The organism is Streptosporangium longisporum (genome assembly GCF_039534895.1).
Lineage (GTDB): Bacteria > Actinomycetota > Actinomycetes > Streptosporangiales > Streptosporangiaceae > Streptosporangium > Streptosporangium longisporum.
The window spans coordinates 12,216-30,356 of sequence record NZ_BAAAWD010000006.1 but is presented as its reverse complement, the minus strand read 5'-3'; the positions used below and the strand labels follow the sequence as shown (position 1 = coordinate 30,356).

Below are 18,141 nucleotides of genomic sequence, written 5' to 3'. Positions count from 1 at the left end.
GTTCCTGTGACCCGTGTGACAGGTGAGGCACAGACTCGGGGAACGACCTGGGCGGCGGGACGCGTCACCGTCGGCGACCGTCCATGCCAGGTATGAAGTGCGGTGAAAAGGGATCTTCCGGGCTCGCTATCCTTCGCTGGTGCCCGCGCCGTCCACCTCGCTCGCTCCCGCCCCGGCTCCCCTCGTCCCCGCGACGCCGGTGGGTTTCCTGCGCCCGGCGGACGGGGAGACCGCCGAGCTGACCTGGGACGGCCGGGGCTGGCTGGCGGCGGGCGAGCCGGTGGGGGACCGGCCGGACGCCGCCTGCGCGGCCCGCCTGCGCCCGCTGCGCGGGCTGGTCGTGCGGTGGCCCTCCTCCCCGGTGCCGGTGGACGCGGTGATCGGGCTGGCCGCCGCGGGGGTGCCACTGCACGCCGCGACCTCCCCGGACTGGACGGACCCCGTCCTGGCCCGCCTGCTCGCCTCCTGGACGCCCGGCGAGGGCGGCGGTGCCGGTGCGACGCCCGGCGGGGGCGGCGGTGCCGGTGCCCGGTCGGTCACCGCCCTGCGCAGGGAGGAGCAGAGCGTGCGGCTGCGCCGTCACGGGCTGCGCGAGTACGCGAAAGGCGGCCGGACGGCGACGGCGGAGCCCGAGGTCAGCGTCGTGATGGCCAGCCGGAGGCCGCACCTGCTGGGCTTCGCGCTCGGTCAGATCGCCCGGCAGCGCCGGGTCGGGGTCGAGGTCGTGCTGGGCCTGCACGGCGTCCCCGCCGACCACGAGCCGGTACGCCGGGCGGTGGGCGAGTGCGGCCTGCCCGTCACCGTGGTCGAGGCGGCCGAGGAGACACCGTTCGGGGAGGTGCTCAACCTGGCCGCCTCCCGGGCGGGCGGCGACCACCTCGCCAAGTGGGACGACGACGACTGGTACGGCCCCGAGCACCTGGCCGACCTGCTCCTCGCCCGGTCCTACACCGGGGCGGACATCGTGGGCACCGCCGCCGAGTTCTTCTACCTGGAGCCGCTGAACGCCACGATCCGCCGTACCGACTACACCAGTGAGGTCTGGTCCGAGCACGTCGCGGGCGGCACGATCCTGATCCGCAGGGACGACTTCGCCGACCTGGGAGGCTTCCCCCCGCTGCCCAGGGCGGTCGACGCCGGTCTGCTCAAGGCCGCCCACGCCGCCGGGGCGCGCGCCTACCGCACCCACGGCCTCGGGTACGTGCTGCGGCGCCAGATCGAGGCCCGGCACACCTGGCGGCTGCCCCTGGCCCACTTCCTGCGTGTCGCGTCGAACCAGTGGCGCGGCTTCCGCCCGAGCCTGATCCTGGAAACGCCATGACCGCACGGATCGCCGGCAACGACTACCGCGGCCTCACACCCCCCGACTCGGGGGCCTGGACGCCGTCGCTGCGGGTCAGCGTGGTCGTCCCCGCCTACGGTGACCAGGAGAAACTCGATCTGGCACTCGCCGGGCTGGCCGGGCAGACCTACCCGGCCGCCCTGACCGAGGTCGTCGTGGTCGACAACGGCAGCGAGCCGCCGCTGCGCCTGCCGGCCCTCCGCCCGCCCGGGACCCGCCTGATCGTCTGTCCCGTCCCCGGCCGGGCCCACGCCCGCAACGCCGGGCTGTCGGCCGCCACCGGAGACGTGATCCACTGGCTGGACTCCGACGTGGTCCTCGACCGCGGATCGATCGAGGCGCACATGCGCTGGCACCACGCGGCCCCGTACCTGGTGGTCACCGGGTACCTGCGCTTCACCCCGGCCGCGCTGCCCGCGCCCGAGACGGTGGCCGCGGCCGACGACCTCGCCGCGATCTTCGAGCCCGCCGAGCCGCACGCCTGGCTGGTCGACCTCGTCGAACGCACCGACGGCCTCACCGCCAACCCGCACCGCGCCTTCAGCCTGCACGTCGGCGGCGCCACCTCCGTCAACGCCGCGCTGCTCGCCGCCGCCGGGCCGATGGACACCGACCTGATCCTCGGCCAGGACACCGAGCTGGGCTACCGGCTGGCCCAGGCGGGGGCCGTCTTCGTCCCCGAGCCGCGCTCGCGCGCCTTCCACCTGGGCCCGACCATGCGCATGCGCGACAAGGCCCGGATCGACCGGGTCAGCCACGCGTTCGTGGCCGACCGCATCCCGTCCTACCGCTGGCTCCGCTCGCACCCGGCCAGGCAGTGGAAGGTGCCCTACGTCGAGGTGATCGTCGAACCCGCGGCCCGGCCGGGCCGGAGCGACGGACACGGCGACGGGCAGGACGGCGGGCAGGACCACGGACACGGTCCCGGGCACGGCCACCGGTACGGCTACGACGAGGTCCGCGCCACCGTCGACGCCGTGCTCGCGGGCACCGTGCCCGACGTGGCGGTGACCCTGACCGGGCCGTGGGGACGCGTCGGCACCGAGGGTCGCGCGCCGCTGAGGGACCCCGACCTGGACCTGGCGCTGATCCGCGGCCACTACGCCCACGAGCCCAGGGTCCGCCTCGTCGACTCCTCGCCCGAGGCCGGTTCCGTCACCGACTCCGTGACCGGTTCCGTGACCGGCTCCGTCACCGGTTCCGTGACCGGTTCCGCCGTCGGGGCGGTCCCGTTCCGGTTCAGGCTGCCCGCCGGATGGGTGCCCGGCGAGGACACCCTGGCGCGCCTGCTCGACCTGGCCGCCGGCGAGGGGTACGGCCTGGTCTCGGTGCTGCTGGCCGAGGGAGCCGACCCCACCCGGGAGGCGGGGCCGATGATCGTCACGGCGCGTCTGGAACGGACCGCCGCCTTCGCCCGTGCCGCGATCGTGCGCGAGGAGGGCGAGGACCTCGACGACGCCGTGGAGGACACCTTCGGCGTGGTCTGGGTGGACGGCGAGAGCTACGGATTCGCGTCCGAGGCCCGTCCCGTCACCGGTCGCCGGGGTGCCCACCGGGCCAGGATCGAGGCCGAGGCCGAGGTGGCCCGCCTCACCAGGGAGACCGAGCGGCTCAGGGGCCAGGTGGCCAAGTGGCGCGACGAGGCGGGCCGCTGGCGCAGGAACACGGTCGAGCTGCGGCGCGAGGTCGGCACCCTGCGCAAGGACCTGGCCGCGGCCAGGAAGGTCGTCCAGTACGGGCTGCTGTCCTCGGTCAGACGGGCCATCACCCGCCGCCGCTGATCTTCGTCGGCCCTGTCCCGGTGGACGCGGGGTCCGGTCTCGCCCGCGCGCTCCCGTACCGGCGGCGGGACCTCAGTTCTTCAGGGCGGTGCGCAGCCTGCCGAGAAGGGAGCGGCGCTCCTCCTGGGGCCGGGACCGCTCCGGAGCCTGCCTCTGCCCCGGGTCCCGGTCCCGTACCTGATCGCGGGACCGTCCCCGCTCCTGATCCCGGTTCTGGTCCCGGGACCGCGCCGGGGACGAGGGCCGGGCGGGGACGGTGTCCGCGGCCCGCCCGGAGGCGGCCCCGGCCCCGGTGACGGCCTGGGCCCCGTCGGCGGCCGGTGCGCGGGACGCCTTCACGCCCGGCCAGAACTCCGCCCGGTCGCCCCGCAGCACGCCGTGGGTGGCCTCGACCGACGCCGCCACGTCCTCCGCGCCGAGCAGCCTCGCCCGGCCCAGCGCCTCGGTCCGCTCCAGCGTCGCCGTGCCCGCGTCGCCGAGATCGACGACGAGCATGCCCCACCGGTCCTCCTGCACGCGGGCGATCATGCGCTCCAGCGAGTCCCGTCCGAGCGGGACCCCGACCGGGCCGGTGTAGCGGAACGGGATCGGGGCCGGGGTGGGGGAGACCTCGTCGGCGAACCGCACCCGCTCGTCGTGCGCGAAGTGCTCGCGCAGCAGCCGCAGGTCGAACAGGGGGTCGTCCAGTACCGGACGGCCGTCACCGGCCAGGCGCGACCAGGGCGCCACCAGGGTGACGATCACGTCGCCGAGCGACCCGTCGAGCGCCGCGCCCACAGCCTCGCGGATCGGCCCCGCGGGCCCGGTCGCGTCGAGCACCACCTCCACGTACGGGACCAGCCAGTGCCGGCCCCGGTCCTTGCGCAGGTCGCGGCGGAGCGGCACCCGGTGGGCCAGGTAGGGGGCCACCAGCCGCACCGCCCGGTCCCGGTCCCTGCGCTGGGCGGGAAGCCCCAGGTGGACGGCCTGGGCCGCCATGTCGGGGACGAAGACCACGCCGTGCGCGGCCAGCCGGTAGGCGAACTCGGTGTCCTCGCCCCGCAGCACCGCGGGGTCCAGCCCGCCCACGGCCTCGAAGATCTCCCGCCGCATCGACACCGTCGGCCCGGTGCACACGTGGTAGGGGTTGCGGCTGGTCCTCAGGCCGTCGGTGCGGGCGATCGTCTGCTCGGTGGAGCTGGGCAGCGCGGACGTCAGGTCGAAGATCGAGCCCAGGGAGCCCGAGCGCACGCCCTCGTGCACCTGCCCGGGCGTCAGGACGGGTTCCTCGACGAACCTCTTCGCGCCGATGGCGACCACGTGGTCGGTCAGGTGGTGCCAGCGGGCCAGCGCCTCGATGTGCTCGCGGCAGACGACCATGTCGGCGTCCAGGCGCTGGACGACGCGTCCCCGTGCCAGGGCGGCGCCGGTGTTGACCGCGTGGGCGATGCCCCACCCCGACGGGCCGGCCCGCACGATCCTGGTGTCCGGCGGGGTGATCTCCGGCAGCCGCAGCGGCGGTTCGCTGCCGTCGTCGACCACGATCACCTCCATCAGGTGATCCGGATAGGTCTGCGCGGCCAGCGCGGCGAGGACCAGGTCGAGCCCGTGCTGCCCGCCCCGGGCCGGGACGACCACGCTGACCGGGAGTTCCGGATCCCATTCACCCAGTACGGGAGGGACCAGCGGTGAGTAGTCGTTGTGCCGGATCGGCGGCAGATCGGCCGCCCCGCCCCTCATGATGTGACAACCCCTCGTCCGTTCGGAGATCCGTGTTCACGATCGGTCGAGCCCCCCGTCAAGGCCCTTCGAACCCGGCAGACCATACCGGCCCATTCTGAGTGCTTGCTGTGGGCAGGACGCGCGACCTGTCCATCTGGTGGACCACGGATCCCGGAACCGGGCGGGTTGCCCGTAGACTCCCTTCTCAACACCGCAGGTGGCGCGCCCGGACCGGCCGGGCGCGGGAGGAGTGATCATGACCAGGGCGTGGCGTGGCCTCATCGAGGAGTACCGTGACCGGCTGCCGGTCACCACGACGACGCCCGTCGTCACGCTCCTGGAGGGCGGCACCCCGCTCGTCCCGGCCAACCGGGTGTCGGCGCTGACGGGCTGCGAGGTCTACCTGAAGGTCGAGGGGCTCAACCCGACCGGCAGCTTCAAGGACCGCGGCATGACCATGGCCATCAGCAAGGCCGTGGAGGAGGGCGCGAAGGCCGTCATCTGCGCCTCCACCGGCAACACCAGCGCCTCCGCCGCGGCCTACGCGGTCCGTGCGGGCCTGACCTGCGCCGTGCTGGTGCCCCGGGGCAAGATCGCGATGGGCAAGCTGGCCCAGGCGCTGGTGCACGGGGCGAAGCTGCTCCAGGTCGAGGGCTCCTTCGACGACTGCCTGGAGATGACCAGGAAGCTCTCGGAGAGCTACCCGATCGCGCTGGTCAACTCGGTGAACCCGTTCCGGCTGCAGGGGCAGAAGACCGCCGCCTTCGAGATCGTCGACACGCTCGGGGACGCCCCCGACATCCACTGCATCCCGGTCGGCAACGCCGGCAACATCTCGGCGTACTGGATGGGCTACACCGAGTACGCCGGGGACGGCATCGCGACCGGGACGCCCCGCATGTTCGGCTTCCAGGCCAGCGGCGCGGCGCCGATCGTCGGCGGCGCGCCGGTGACCCACCCGCACACGATCGCCACCGCGATCCGCATCGGCAACCCCGCCTCGTGGAGCCTCGCCGAGGCCGCCAGGGACGAGTCCGGCGGCGTCATCCAGGCCGTCACCGACCGCCAGATCGCCGCCGCGTACAAGCTGCTGGCGCAGGAGGAGGGCGTGTTCGTCGAGCTGGCCTCCGCCGCCAGCGTGGCGGGCCTGCTCCAGGCGCACGGGCAGGGGCTGGTCGAGCCCGGGCAGCGCATCGTGTGCACGGTGACCGGGAACGGCCTCAAGGACCCCGACTGGGCCATCTCCGGCGCCCCGACGCCGGTGACGATCCCGATCGACGCCCACGCCGCGGCCACCGCCCTCGAACTCGCCTAGTGACCCCGGCACGTCCGGGTCCACCGCCCCCCGCACGGCCCGCACGGCCCGTACGGCCCCGCGTGACCTCGCGGCGCCGTCGGCCGCCGCGCGCACACCCGGGTACGGCAGCAGACACCCCGCCGAGCGGGGCAGGAAGGAGAGGTGACGTGTCCGCCATGGCCACACCGGGGGGCCGCGCCCCGGGACACCGATGACCGCCGGCAGGGTGATCGTCCAGGTTCCCGCGACGTCGGCCAACCTCGGTCCCGGTTTCGACACGCTGGGACTGGCCCTCGGCCTGCACGACGAGGTCGAGGCCGAGCTGTTCGAGCCCTCCGCCGGGACCGGCTCCCGGAGCGTCGTCATCGAGGTCGAGGGGGAGGGGGCGGGCGAGCTCGACGACGGGGAGGGGCACCTCATCGTCACGACGATGCGCGCCACCTTCGACGCGATGGGCTTCCCGCAGCCGCGCGGCATCCGGCTGCGCTGCCTCAACCGCATCCCGCACGCCCGCGGCCTGGGATCCTCCTCGGCGGCGATCTGCGCCGGGATCCTCGCCGCCCGCGCGCTGGCGACCGCCTCCCGCCCGCAGGGCCCGGCCGGTGATCCCGGGGCCGTCGACGGCGTCCTGGTCGGCGACCCGTCCGGAGAGGGCGATCTCACCGACGACGGCGTCCTCGCGCTGGCCACCGCGATCGAGGGCCATCCGGACAACGTGGCGCCGTGCCTGGCGGGCGGGCTCACCATCGCGTGGACGGACGACGCGGGCGTGCCGCACCTGGTGCGGCTGCTCCCGCACCCGGACGTCCGCCCGGTCGTCATGATCCCCCGGTTCCGGCTCTCCACCGAGGTCGCCCGCGGGCTGCTGCCCGGGGACGTCCCGCACGCCGACGCCGCCGCGAACGCCGGGCGGGCCGCGCTGCTGATCGCCGCGCTGACCGCGCGGCCGGAACCGGACCTTCTGCTGGCCGCGACCGAGGACCGGCTCCATCAGGGATACCGCGCCCCGGCGATGCCGGACACGGCCGACCTGGTACGACGGCTGCGGAAGGCCGGCGTCGCGGCGGTCGTCTCGGGAGCGGGTCCCACGGTTCTTGCGTTTTCCACGCCGAATACGCAGGATTCGATGGTGGCGGAAGTGGGTAATGACTGGCACATCCAGCCACTGGATGTCGAAACCCGGGGTGCCCGCGTCGTTTCTCCCGAGACACGCTGACGTCTCTTCGACCTTCAGGGAATAGCTGTGTGCGCTGGTGATGTTAGGCTGATAGCCGCACCAGGTGCCCCGCGTTGGGTGCGTGCTTGTCAGCCACACATCGCTGCATCATGTCTCACCTGTGAGGCGTGAGCGCCGCAGTGGCCTCCCCGAAATTCGCCGCCTCCGAACGCTCCACATTCGGTTGGGGCACCGAGAAGCGGTGTTTTCGGGGACATGCGCGTTCGATCTACCTCGACATCTGGTTGCCGGTTAGCGATCCGGGGGGTGTCCTCCAAGTCCCACCGTCGGCGATTCTCGATGGTGACGGCCTGGATACGCCTTCTCCGACAGCGGCGGCGGCCCTCCATGGGCCGTCGAGGATCGCGACGTGCAACCCGACCCGGTCTGTCCCACCGGGTCGATGGCACCACCGGGACGATTGGCTGATCATGGCCACGCCCGACCCCTGGGAAGGACCCATTAGTGAGCGACACCACCGAACTCCTCTCCGACGTCACCGGCACGCCGCCGGCGGCCGGTGACACCCCCACCCGCCCCGCGGCCAAGCCGCGCCGTCGCTCCGGCACCGGCCTGTCCGCCATGGTGCTGCCCGAGCTGCAGGCCATGGCCTCGGGCCTCGGCATCAGCGGGACGGGCCGGATGCGCAAGAGCCAGCTCATCGCGGCCATCCAGGAGAAGCAGGGCGTCTCCAGCGAGAGCGCCCAGGCTCCCGTCACCGTTCCGGAGACCCCGGCCGCGGCCGTTCCCGCCGTCGTGGCCGCCCCGGTCACCGAGCGTCCGGCGCGTACCCGCAGGGAACGTTCCCGCCCCGCCGTGGCCGCCGAGCCCGTCGTGGAGCAGGCGCCCCCGGCCGTGGCCCCCGAGCCCGTGGCCGCCGTGGTCGCGCCCGAGCCCGTCGTGGAGCAGCAGACCATCGACACCGTCCCGGCCGAGGGCCGTGGCGAGCGCGAGAGCCGCCGCGAGCGCGGCGAGCGCCGTGGACGCAACGGCGAGCGCGGCGAGCGGACCCGCGAGCGCGGTGACCGTGCCGACCGCGGTGACCGTGCCGACCAGCGCGCCGCCGACGCCGGCCAGAACCGCTCCGAGCGGCTGAACGACCGCGGTGATCGTGGCGACCGCCTGAACGACCGTGGCGACCGTTCCGAGCGCCTGAACGACCGCGGTGACCGTTCCGAGCGGCTGAACGACCGCGGCGACCGTGGCGACCGCCTGAACGACCGTGGCGACCGTTCCGAGCGCCTGAACGACCGTGGCGACCGCTCCGAGCGCGGTGACCGTGGCGAGCGTGCCGACCGGGGCCCGCAGAACCGCGGTCCCCAGGACCGCAACGACCAGCACGGGGTGGGCGAGGACGACGACCGCCGTGGCCGTCGCGGCCGGTTCCGCGAGCGCAACCGCCGTGGCCGTGACCGTTTCGACAGCAACGAGCCCGTGGTCGGCGACGACGACGTCCTGATCCCGATCGCCGGAATCCTCGACATCCTCGACAACTACGCGTTCGTCAGGACCAGCGGATACCTGCCCGGCTCCAACGACGTCTACGTCTCGCTGGCCCAGATCCGCCGCAACGGCCTGCGCAAGGGTGACGTGGTCACCGGCGCCGTCCGCCAGCCCCGCGACGGTGAGCGCCGCGAGAAGTTCAACGCGCTGGTCCGCCTCGACACGGTCAACGGCATGGACCCGGAGCAGGCCCGGCAGCGGCCCGACTTCAACAAGCTCGTCCCCCTCTACCCGCAGGAGCGCCTGCGCCTGGAGACCGAGCCGAACATCCTGACCACCCGCATCATCGACATGGTGGCCCCGATCGGCAAGGGGCAGCGCGGCCTCATCGTCTCCCCGCCCAAGGCCGGCAAGACGATGGTGCTCCAGTCGATCGCCAACGCGATCACCCGCAACAACCCCGAGTGCCACCTGATGGTCGTCCTGGTGGACGAGCGTCCGGAAGAGGTCACCGACATGCAGCGGTCGGTGAAGGGCGAGGTCATCCACTCGACCTTCGACCGTCCGGCCGAGGACCACACCACGGTCGCGGAGCTGGCGATCGAGCGGGCCAAGCGCCTGGTGGAGCTGGGCCACGACGTGGTCGTGCTGCTGGACTCGATCACCCGTCTGGGCCGCGCCTACAACCTGGCGGCCCCGGCCTCCGGCCGCATCCTGTCCGGTGGTGTCGACTCCACCGCGCTCTACCCGCCCAAGCGCTTCTTCGGCGCCGCCCGCAACATCGAGAACGGCGGCTCGCTGACGATCCTGGCCACCGCGCTGGTCGAGACCGGCTCGAAGATGGACGAGGTCATCTTCGAGGAGTTCAAGGGCACAGGAAACCTGGAGCTCAAGCTCAACCGCTCGCTGGCCGACAAGAGGATCTTCCCCGCGGTGGACGTCGACGCGTCCGGCACCCGTAAGGAGGAGATCCTGATGGGCAAGGACGAGCTCCAGATCACCTGGAAGCTCCGCCGGGTGCTGCACGCCCTCGACATGCAGCAGGCCCTCGAACTCCTCCTGGAGAAGATGAGGGAGACCAAGTCCAACGCGGAGTTCCTCCTGCAGGTGCAGAAGACGACGGTCAGCTCCGACCGGGACTGACCATCCGCGGTACGCGAACGCCCCGGCCGGGAACGGCCGGGGCGTTCGGCGTCTCCAAAGCCCTTGCCCGGCCCCGCGCTTCGGGATATCCCTACTTCTGGGGACGGATTCTCCTACCGCGCGCCCCGTACCGGACGAGCCGTCCCCGTCCGGAGCGCGCGGCGGGCGCGGGCGCGATCACGGCCCGCGGGCACGGCCGACGATCGGTCGGCGATCGGTCGGCGATCACGGTCCACGCGGGCGCCACGCCCGTGACCGGACGGCCCGCGGCGGCGGGCGGGAACAGGGCGGGGAGGCGCATGACGGCCGAGACGGTGACGGGTACGACCGTGGCCGGGACACCGCTCCGGCGGCGCGTGCCGCTCGGGCCGGACGGTCCCGTCGGCGTGCTGCTCGACCCGGCGACCTGGCGGGCCGTGCCGTACCTGCTGGGGAGCATGTTCTACGGCCTGGCCTGCTTCGCGTTCCTGGCGGGGACGGTCCCGATCTCGCTGGTCCTGGTGGTCGTCTGGGTCGGCCTGCCGCTGCTCGCCCTGACCATGCTGGCCTGGCGCGGGGCGGCGATGCTGGAGCGCAGGCTCCTGCGGACCGCTCTCGGCGTCGACATCCCCGACCCCTACCGTCCCAGTGAGGGCGACAACCTGTTCCTGCGCTGGAAGGACATGTTCGTCGACCCGGCGACCTGGAAGGACCTGCTCTACCTGCTGTTGCTGCTGCCGGTCGGGATCGTGGAGTTCACCGTCTCGGTGGTCCTGTGGACCCTCGCGGCGGCCCTGACCCTCGCGCCGCTGCCGTCGATGCTGGCCGGGGAGCCGATGAACCCCGTCGGCGGGCTGGTGCTCGACACCGTGCCGGAGGCGCTGCTGTGCACGCTGGCCGGGCTGGCCCTGGTGCCGGTCGCCCTGTACGCGACCCGGGGGATGGCCTGGCTGCACGGCCTGCTCGGGGTCGCCCTGCTGGGCGCCAGCGAGAAGAGCCGGCTGGCCGCCCGCGCCGCGCACCTGCGGGCCAGCCGGGCGCGCGGGGTGGACGCGGCCGAGGCCGAGCGGCGCCGGATCGAGCGCGACCTGCACGACGGCGCCCAGCAGCGGCTGCTGTCGGTGGCGATGGACCTGGGCAGGGCCCAGGCCAAGCTGGACACCGCCCCGCAGGAGGCCAGGGAGCTCCTGGCCCAGGCGCACCGGGGCACCAAGGCCGCGATCGCCGAGCTGCGCGACCTCGCCCGGGGCATCCACCCGGCGATCCTCACCGACCGGGGCCTGAACGCCGCCCTGTCGTCGCTGGCCGCCCGTGCCCCCGTACGGGTGGACCTGTCGGTGGAGGTCTCGCACCGTCCCCCGCCTGCGGTGGAGAGCATCGCCTACTTCGTGGTCGCCGAGTGCCTGACCAACCTGGCCAGGCACTCCGAGGCGACCGAGGCGTTCGTCCGGGTCAGCCGCCGGGGGCAGCGGGTGATCGTCGAGGTCTACGACAACGGGGTCGGTGCCGCGGTGCCCAGGCCCGGGGGCGGCCTGTCGGGGCTGGCCGACCGGGCGGCGACCATCGACGGCACCCTGAGCGTCGACAGCCCCCTCGGCGGCCCCACGATGATCAGGGCCGAGCTGCCCTGCGAGTGGTGAGGATTCAGACACGTGCGGGTGGTGATCGCCGAGGACTCGGTGCTGTTGCGCGAGGGGCTGGCCAGGCTGCTGGCGGACGGGGGGATCGAGACCGTCGGGGTGGCCGGGGACGGTCCCGGCCTGGTCACGGCGGTCGCCGAGCATGATCCGGACCTGGCGGTCGTGGACGTGCGGATGCCGCCGACCCACACCGACGAGGGGTTGCGCGCCGCGCTCGAGGCCAGGTCGGCCCGGCCCGGCCTGCCGATCCTCGTCCTGTCGCAGTACGTCGAGGAGCAGTACGCCACCGAGCTGATCGGCGGTGGCGCCGCGGCGGTCGGCTACCTGCTCAAGGAGCGGATCGCGGACGTGGCCGAGTTCCTCGACGCGGTACGCCGGGTGGCGGCCGGAGGGACGGTGATCGATCCCGAGGTGATCGGGCAGCTGCTGAGCGGCCGGCGCAGGGGCGATCCGCTGGAGTCGCTGACCGCCAGGGAGGGCGAGGTCCTGGCCCTGATGGCCGAGGGCCGCTCGAACACGGCGGTGGCCGCGCGGCTGACGGTCACCGAGGGCGCCGTGGAGAAGCACATCTCCAGCATCTTCGGCAAACTCGGCCTGGAGCCCGCCACCGACGACCACCGGCGGGTCCTGGCCGTGCTGGCCTACCTGGGACGATGACGCCCGGATCCCGCGGGGGACCGGGAGCTCCAGGTGAGCGGGGGCGGGGAATGTCTTGTGGCCTGGGATGGTTGGAGGATCTGGCACACTGGTAGCCGAACCGTAGCGGTTCCGGTTCCCGCCCGCGCGCACCCCGTGTGCCGAGCGCGCAAGCCTCACAGGCGAGAGACAGTGGCGACCCGGCGACCGCGTTTTGGAGAGGAAAGACGACATGAAGCCCGACATCCACCCGGAGTACAACGCCACCCAGGTGACGTGTACCTGCGGCAACTCCTTCACCACCCGTAGCACGGCCAAGAACGGCACGATCCACGCCGACGTGTGCTCCGCCTGCCACCCGTTCTACACGGGCAAGCAGAAGATCCTGGACACCGGCGGCCGGGTGGCGCGCTTCGAGAAGCGCTTCGGCAAGAAGCCCTCGGGCCAGTAGCACTCATCCCGACGCCGGCCCGACGGCCCCCGCATGGGGGCCCGGGTCGGCGTTCGTGGTGATGAGGCAGGCACAAAAGGGCTTTCAAGGAAGGACGCACGGTGAATCTCGACGAGCTGCTCAGTGAGTACGCCGAGCTGGAACTCAAGCTCGCCGATCCCTCCGTGCACGCCGACCAGAAGCAGGCGCGTACCTTTGGCCGGCGCTACGCCGAGCTGACCCCGATCATCGGCGCCTACCGGGAGCTGGAGGGCGTGCGGTCCGACCTCGGCACGGCGAAGGAGCTGGGAGCCGAGGACGAGGCGTTCGCCCAGGAGGCCAAGGAGCTCGAGGCCCGGATCCCCGAGCTGGAGGAGCGGCTCCGCCACCTGCTCGTGCCCCGCGATCCCAACGATGACAAGGACATCATCATGGAGATCAAGGCGGGCGAGGGCGGCGAGGAGTCGGCCCTGTTCGCCGGGGACCTGCTGCGGATGTACCTGCGCTACGCCGAGCGGGTCGGCTGGAAGACCGAGCTGATCGACGCCACCCATTCCGACCTCGGCGGCTACAAGGACGTCACGATCGCCCTGAAGGCCAGGGGCGACGAGGGCGTCTGGTCGCGGCTGAAGTTCGAGGGCGGCGTGCACCGCGTCCAGCGGGTGCCGGTCACCGAGTCGCAGGGACGCATCCACACCAGCGCCGCGGGCGTGCTCGTCTACCCCGAGGTCGAGGACGTCGACGTCCAGATCGACCCGAACGACCTGCGCATCGACGTCTACCGCTCCAGCGGCCCGGGCGGGCAGAGCGTCAACACCACCGACTCGGCCGTGCGGATCACGCACGTCCCGACCGGCGTCGTCGCCTCCTGCCAGAACGAGAAGAGCCAGCTCCAGAACAAGGAGTCGGCCATGCGCATCCTGCGGGCCCGCCTGCAGGCCATCGCCGAGGAGGAGGCCAACGCCGCCGCCATGGCCGAGCGCAAGTCCCAGATCCGCACGGTCGACCGCTCCGAGCGCATCCGCACCTACAACTACCCCGAGAACCGGATCTCCGACCACCGTGTCGGCTTCAAGGCCTACAACCTCGACCAGGTGCTCGACGGAGACCTCACGTCCGTCATCCAGTCCCTGCTCGACGCCGAGATGGCGGAGAAGCTCGCCGCCCATTCATAGAACGCGCCCATGACCTTTCTGCTGGACGAGATCGCCCTCGCCACCGCCCGGCTCGCCGAGGCAGGTGTGCCGTCGCCGCGCACCGACGCCGAGGAGATCGCCGCGTGTGTGCACGGCGTACGGCGCAGCGAGCTGCACACCGTCAAGGACTCCGACTTCGACGCCCTGTTCTGGGAGGGGGTCGCCCGCAGGGAGTCGCGCGAGCCGTTGCAGCACATCACCGGACGGGCCTACTTCCGCTACCTGTCCCTGGAGGTCGGGCCCGGCGTGTTCGTGCCGCGCCCGGAGACCGAGGTCGTGGCGGGCTGGGCCATCGACCGGCTGCGCGAGATGGACGTCGCCTCGCCCGTGGTCGTCGATCTCGGCACCGGGTCGGGCGCCATCGCACTGTCCATCGCCCAGGAGGTCGCGCTGGCCACCGTGCACGCGGTCGAGGTCGATCCCGACGCCTACGGCTGGGCCAAGCGCAACATCATCGAGCACGGCCAGGGCCGCGTCCACCTGCACCCCGAGGACCTGGCCGACGCCCTGGACGAGCTGAACGGCCAGGTCGACCTGGTGGTCTCCAACCCGCCCTACATCCCGCCCGGCGCGGTCCCCCGCGACCCCGAGGTCCGCGACTACGATCCGCGCCGCGCGCTGTACGGGTCGGGCAGCGACGGCCTCGACGAGGTCAGGGCGGTCGAGAGGACCGCCAGGAGGCTGCTGCGCCCCGGCGGGTTCGTCGCCGTGGAACACGCCGACCAGCAGGGCACCCCGGTCTATCTGATCTTCTCCGAGGAGAACGGCTGGCGCGACGTGCGCAGCCGCCAGGACCTGACCCGCAGGGACCGCTTCGTGACCGCTCGATTCGGCCAGGAATAGGATGCACGCCGTGAGCCGACGTTATGACTGCACCGACACCGAGCAGCGAGCCGCGGGCCTGATCGAGGCCGCGTCCGCGCTGCGCCGCGGCGAGCTCGTGGTGCTGCCGACCGACACCGTCTACGGCATCGGCGCCGACGCCTTCACGCCCGCCGCGGTCTCCGCGCTGCTGGAGGCCAAGGGCCGCGGCCGCGACATGCCGGTGCCCGTGCTGGTCGGCACGGTCCGCGCCGCGAACGCCCTGGTGGAGAACCTCGGCCCGTACGGCCAGGATCTCGTCGACGCCTTCTGGCCGGGCCCGCTCACGCTGATCTGCGGGGTGAACCGGTCGCTGTCGTGGGACCTCGGCGACGCCAAGGGCACCGTCGCCGTCCGGATGCCGCAGCACCCGGTCGCCATCGACCTGCTCAAGGAGACCGGCCCGCTGGCCGTCTCCAGCGCCAACCGCTCCGGCGCGCCCCCGGCCGTCGACGCCGACGACGCGGAGAAGCAGCTCGGTGAGTCGGTCTCGGTGTACCTCGACGCCGGACGGTGCGACAGCGACGTCCCCTCGACGATCCTCGACCTGACCACGGCCGTTCCCAGGCTGCTGCGCCGCGGGGCGCTCTCGGTGGAGCGGCTGCGCGGCGTGATCGGCTACGTGGCGACGGACGCCGGTCCGGAGCCCACCGGCTGACCAGCGCACGGGTCATATGCCGTGATCCATGCCGTCTGATTATCATCGTGACGCGAGGCGGTCTCCCCGGTACCTTGAAATGGGCCGACACTTCCGGGAGACGTGCATGGGCAAGTTCGAAGGAATGGATCCCAAGCTGGTCCGCGATCTGCTGTCCGAGGTGAAGCAGGCGGCCGAGCAGATGCGCGACGCCGAGGGCAAGGTGACCCGGCTGATGAGCGGGGCCGGCCTGTCCTCGCGGTCGACCCACAGGCCCGTGCAGATCGCCGAGGCGTGCGACGTGATGGTCCGCGACGTCTCCGCCCGCGTGGAGCTGCTGGAGAAGAGGATCAGCCAGAACACGGCGGCGCCGTCCACCGAGCCGAAGGCCGGGGACGCCAAGGCCGAGGCCGGGTCCCAGAAGGACGGCGCGAAGCCCGGGACGGACTCCCGGGGAGAGGCCAAGGGCGACGGGACCGGCACCCCCAAGGGGGACGCCTCCACGACGGAGACCTCCAAGACGGAGACGTCCGGCAGGGACGACGGGACGCGGACGCCCAAGGAGGCCGGGGACGGGCCGCGCGTCGGCGACCAGTCGGCCGGGAACACGCGGAGCGACGACCCCAAGGGCCGCCCCGAGTCCGGCACCGGCTCCGACTCCCCCCGGGACGCGAAGGGCGGCGAGCCCAGGTCCGGGTCGGAGGAGGCCAAGCCCCAGACCGGCTCGAAGGCCGACGAGACCTCCCCGCGCGACGGTTCACAGAAGCCGCCGGAGCAGGGGGCGGACGACCGCAGGACACCGGAACACAAGACGCCGGAGCAGGGGACGGGCGACCGGAGACCCGAGGCGCAGGCCCCCGAGCGGAAGCCGGAGGCGCAGGGCACGGACGACCGCAAGCCGGAGACCGGCTCGAAGGGCGACGAGACCTCCCCGCGAGGCGGGGACACGACGCCCAAGGAGACGATCAAGCCCGCCGATCCGGCGCCCCGCGAGACCGTCCGGCCCGACTCCGGGCCCGAGGCCCCGCGCGGTGAGGACTCCCGTCAGCAGGCCCCCGAGCGCGACACGACGCCCGCCCCCAAGGCCCCCGAACGCGACACCGTCCCGCCCCCGCAGGCCCCCGAGCGTGACACGGTCCCCGCCCCGCAGGCCCCCGAGCGCGATTCCGCGCCTCCGCCGCCCCGGCAGGACTCCGCTCCGGCCCCACAGGCCCCGCAGGCCCCCGAGGCACCCCGCCAGGACTCGGCGCCCGCTCCGGAGGCGCCCCGGGCCGACGACGCCCGGCCGCAGACGCCCAGGGTCGAGGACCTCAAACCCGCCGTTCCCGGGCCGGGCGAGGGCGGGGAGAACGGACGGCAGCCCGTCGACACGGCCCCCCGCGAGGCACCACGCAACGACACCGTCCCGCCCCCGCAGGCCCCCGAGCGTGATCCCGCGCCCCAGGCGCCCCAGGCGCCCGAGGCCCCGCGACAGGATTCCACGTCCCCCGCACCCCGGCAGGACTCCGCTCCGGCCCCACAGGCCCCGCAGGCCCCCGCCCCCGAGGCGCCCCGCCAGGACTCCGCCCCGGCCCCGCAGGTCCCCGAGGCGCCCCGGGCCGACGACGCGCGGCCGGACATCGCCGACGTGAACGAGCGGACGCCCCGGGGGGAGGACTCCACCGGGACCGCGCCGTCGAACGACCCCGACGCCAAGGACGCCCCCGGGACCAAGGGCGACGAGCGCTCGCCCAGGCAGGAGGGCGGCACCTCCGGTGGCCCGATCCTCGACGGCCCGGCCAAGGACCACCCCGACGACATCGACCAGAGAGGCGATTCCGGGGCGAAGGTCGTGGAGGTCGACGGGGTGAAGGTTCTGCAGATCCCGCTGGACTCGCCCACTGCGGCCGAGGTCGACGAGCTGCTCAAGAACATCGAGGACATACCGCCGCTGGGCACGCCCGCCGCCGAGGGCGTCTCCGCCACGACGGGGCAGCCGGGCTGGGTCGAGCCGCACGCCCCGCTCGACTCCGCCAGGCCCGACCACCCCGTCCTCGACACGGCGGGCCCGGCCACCGACCAGACCGTTCAGCCTCCGGGCACGGGCGGTGAGGCCGCCTCCGGCTCCACCGGTACGGCCCCCGCCGAGGCGCCCCGCCCGGCGGGCACGGCCTCCGGCGAGGCGGCCGTGCAGACGGCCGGTACGGCCTCCGGGGAGGCGGCCGTCCGTCCGGCGGGGACCGCGACCGGGGAGGCGCCCCCGCAGCCCGCCCAGGCGCCGCCGACGGGTGGCCAGACGCCCTCCGTCGGAGATCCGCTCTCCGGCGAGGCGCCCGCGCCGCAGGGAGAGGGGCGGGGTGAGGGGTCGGCGTCCCGGTGGGCCGATGACGGCAGTGACGTGGTCTCGGCGGAGGCGGGCCGGGTGGATCTGGACGCGCTCAGGACGATGGCCGACAATGCCCGCGAGATCGAGCCCCTGGAGATGCCCGGCGAGGACGCGTCCGCGCGCCAGGACGAGCGCCAGGACGAGAGGTCCGGCGAGCGTCGGGACGAGGGGCCCGGCCAGCGACAGGGCGAGCGACAGGGCGAGGGGTCGGCGTCCCGGTGGGCCGATGACGGCAGTGACGTGGTGTCGGCGGAGGCGGGCCGGGTGGACCTGGACGCGCTCAGGACGCTGGCCGACAACGCCCGTGGGATCGAACCCCTGGAGATGCCCGGTGTCCAGGTGCCGGACGGGGAGACCTGGGGCGAGGGCGCCTGGACCCCCATGGACGTGGGACCCGACGGCCCGGCGGGCGACGTGGATCCCACGGATCCGGTACGGCCCGTGCCGCCCCCGGGAGGCGGGCGATGACGAGCG

Annotated in this window: 13 protein-coding genes; 12 read left to right on the top strand and 1 reads right to left on the bottom strand. The window is 73.5% G+C overall.

Annotated features, from left to right (window positions below; translation table 11 throughout):
• Nucleotides 1–139 precede the first annotated feature (139 nt).
• Nucleotides 140–1,321 carry a glycosyltransferase family 2 protein gene (locus ABD832_RS04385; protein ID WP_344888680.1) on the top strand — a complete coding sequence of 394 codons (1,182 nt, stop codon included), beginning with the start codon at nt 140–142 and terminating at the stop codon, nt 1,319–1,321.
• A complete protein-coding gene (locus tag ABD832_RS04380; RefSeq protein ID WP_344888678.1) occupies nt 1,318–3,123 on the top strand; it encodes a glycosyltransferase in 1,806 nt (601 codons plus the stop codon). Before ABD832_RS04385 ends, ABD832_RS04380 begins: the two co-directional genes overlap by 4 nt.
• A gap of 72 nt (nt 3,124–3,195) precedes the next feature.
• Here the strand turns inward: ABD832_RS04380 and ABD832_RS04375 are convergent, their stop codons facing one another.
• The gene (locus tag ABD832_RS04375; RefSeq protein ID WP_344888675.1) at nt 3,196–4,842 is read right to left on the bottom strand and encodes a glycosyltransferase; all 1,647 of its coding nucleotides are present in this window, start codon (nt 4,840–4,842) and stop codon (nt 3,196–3,198) included.
• 238 nt (nt 4,843–5,080) lie between these two features.
• Here ABD832_RS04375 and thrC point away from each other — a divergent pair, with 238 nt between their 5' ends.
• The 10 genes from thrC (at nt 5,081) to ABD832_RS04325 (ending at nt 18,135) form a co-directional block, all read left to right on the top strand.
• Nucleotides 5,081–6,139: a threonine synthase gene (gene thrC / locus ABD832_RS04370; RefSeq protein ID WP_344888672.1), complete on the top strand. Its 1,059-nt coding sequence runs from the start codon at nt 5,081–5,083 to the stop codon at nt 6,137–6,139.
• A 193-nt stretch (nt 6,140–6,332) separates the two neighbouring features.
• Complete coding sequence (locus ABD832_RS04365) at nt 6,333–7,337, top strand: homoserine kinase (protein WP_344888669.1); 1,005 nt, start codon at nt 6,333–6,335, stop codon at nt 7,335–7,337.
• Nucleotides 7,338–7,802: 465 nt separating this feature from the next.
• Entirely contained in the window at nt 7,803–9,923 is a 2,121-nt protein-coding gene (gene rho / locus ABD832_RS04360; RefSeq protein WP_344888667.1) for a transcription termination factor Rho, read from the top strand.
• Between the two features lie 299 nt (nt 9,924–10,222).
• Nucleotides 10,223–11,542 carry a sensor histidine kinase gene (locus ABD832_RS04355; RefSeq protein ID WP_344888664.1) on the top strand — a complete coding sequence of 440 codons (1,320 nt, stop codon included), beginning with the start codon at nt 10,223–10,225 and terminating at the stop codon, nt 11,540–11,542.
• Nucleotides 11,543–11,554: 12 nt separating this feature from the next.
• Nucleotides 11,555–12,199: a response regulator transcription factor gene (locus ABD832_RS04350; RefSeq protein ID WP_344888662.1), complete on the top strand. Its 645-nt coding sequence runs from the start codon at nt 11,555–11,557 to the stop codon at nt 12,197–12,199.
• Between the two features lie 211 nt (nt 12,200–12,410).
• Complete coding sequence (rpmE, locus tag ABD832_RS04345; protein ID WP_344888659.1) at nt 12,411–12,629, top strand: 50S ribosomal protein L31; 219 nt, start codon at nt 12,411–12,413, stop codon at nt 12,627–12,629.
• Nucleotides 12,630–12,730: 101 nt separating this feature from the next.
• Nucleotides 12,731–13,783: a peptide chain release factor 1 gene (gene prfA, locus ABD832_RS04340; protein WP_344888656.1), complete on the top strand. Its 1,053-nt coding sequence runs from the start codon at nt 12,731–12,733 to the stop codon at nt 13,781–13,783.
• A 9-nt stretch (nt 13,784–13,792) separates the two neighbouring features.
• Nucleotides 13,793–14,647 carry a peptide chain release factor N(5)-glutamine methyltransferase gene (gene prmC, locus ABD832_RS04335; protein ID WP_344888653.1) on the top strand — a complete coding sequence of 285 codons (855 nt, stop codon included), beginning with the start codon at nt 13,793–13,795 and terminating at the stop codon, nt 14,645–14,647.
• 10 nt (nt 14,648–14,657) lie between these two features.
• Nucleotides 14,658–15,323, top strand: a complete 666-nt coding sequence (locus ABD832_RS04330; RefSeq protein WP_344888649.1) for an L-threonylcarbamoyladenylate synthase — start codon at nt 14,658–14,660, stop codon at nt 15,321–15,323.
• Nucleotides 15,324–15,429: 106 nt separating this feature from the next.
• Nucleotides 15,430–18,135 (top strand): hypothetical protein, encoded by a 2,706-nt coding sequence (locus ABD832_RS04325; RefSeq protein WP_344888646.1) that lies wholly within the window; start codon nt 15,430–15,432, stop codon nt 18,133–18,135.
• Nucleotides 18,136–18,141: the final 6 nt, after the last annotated feature.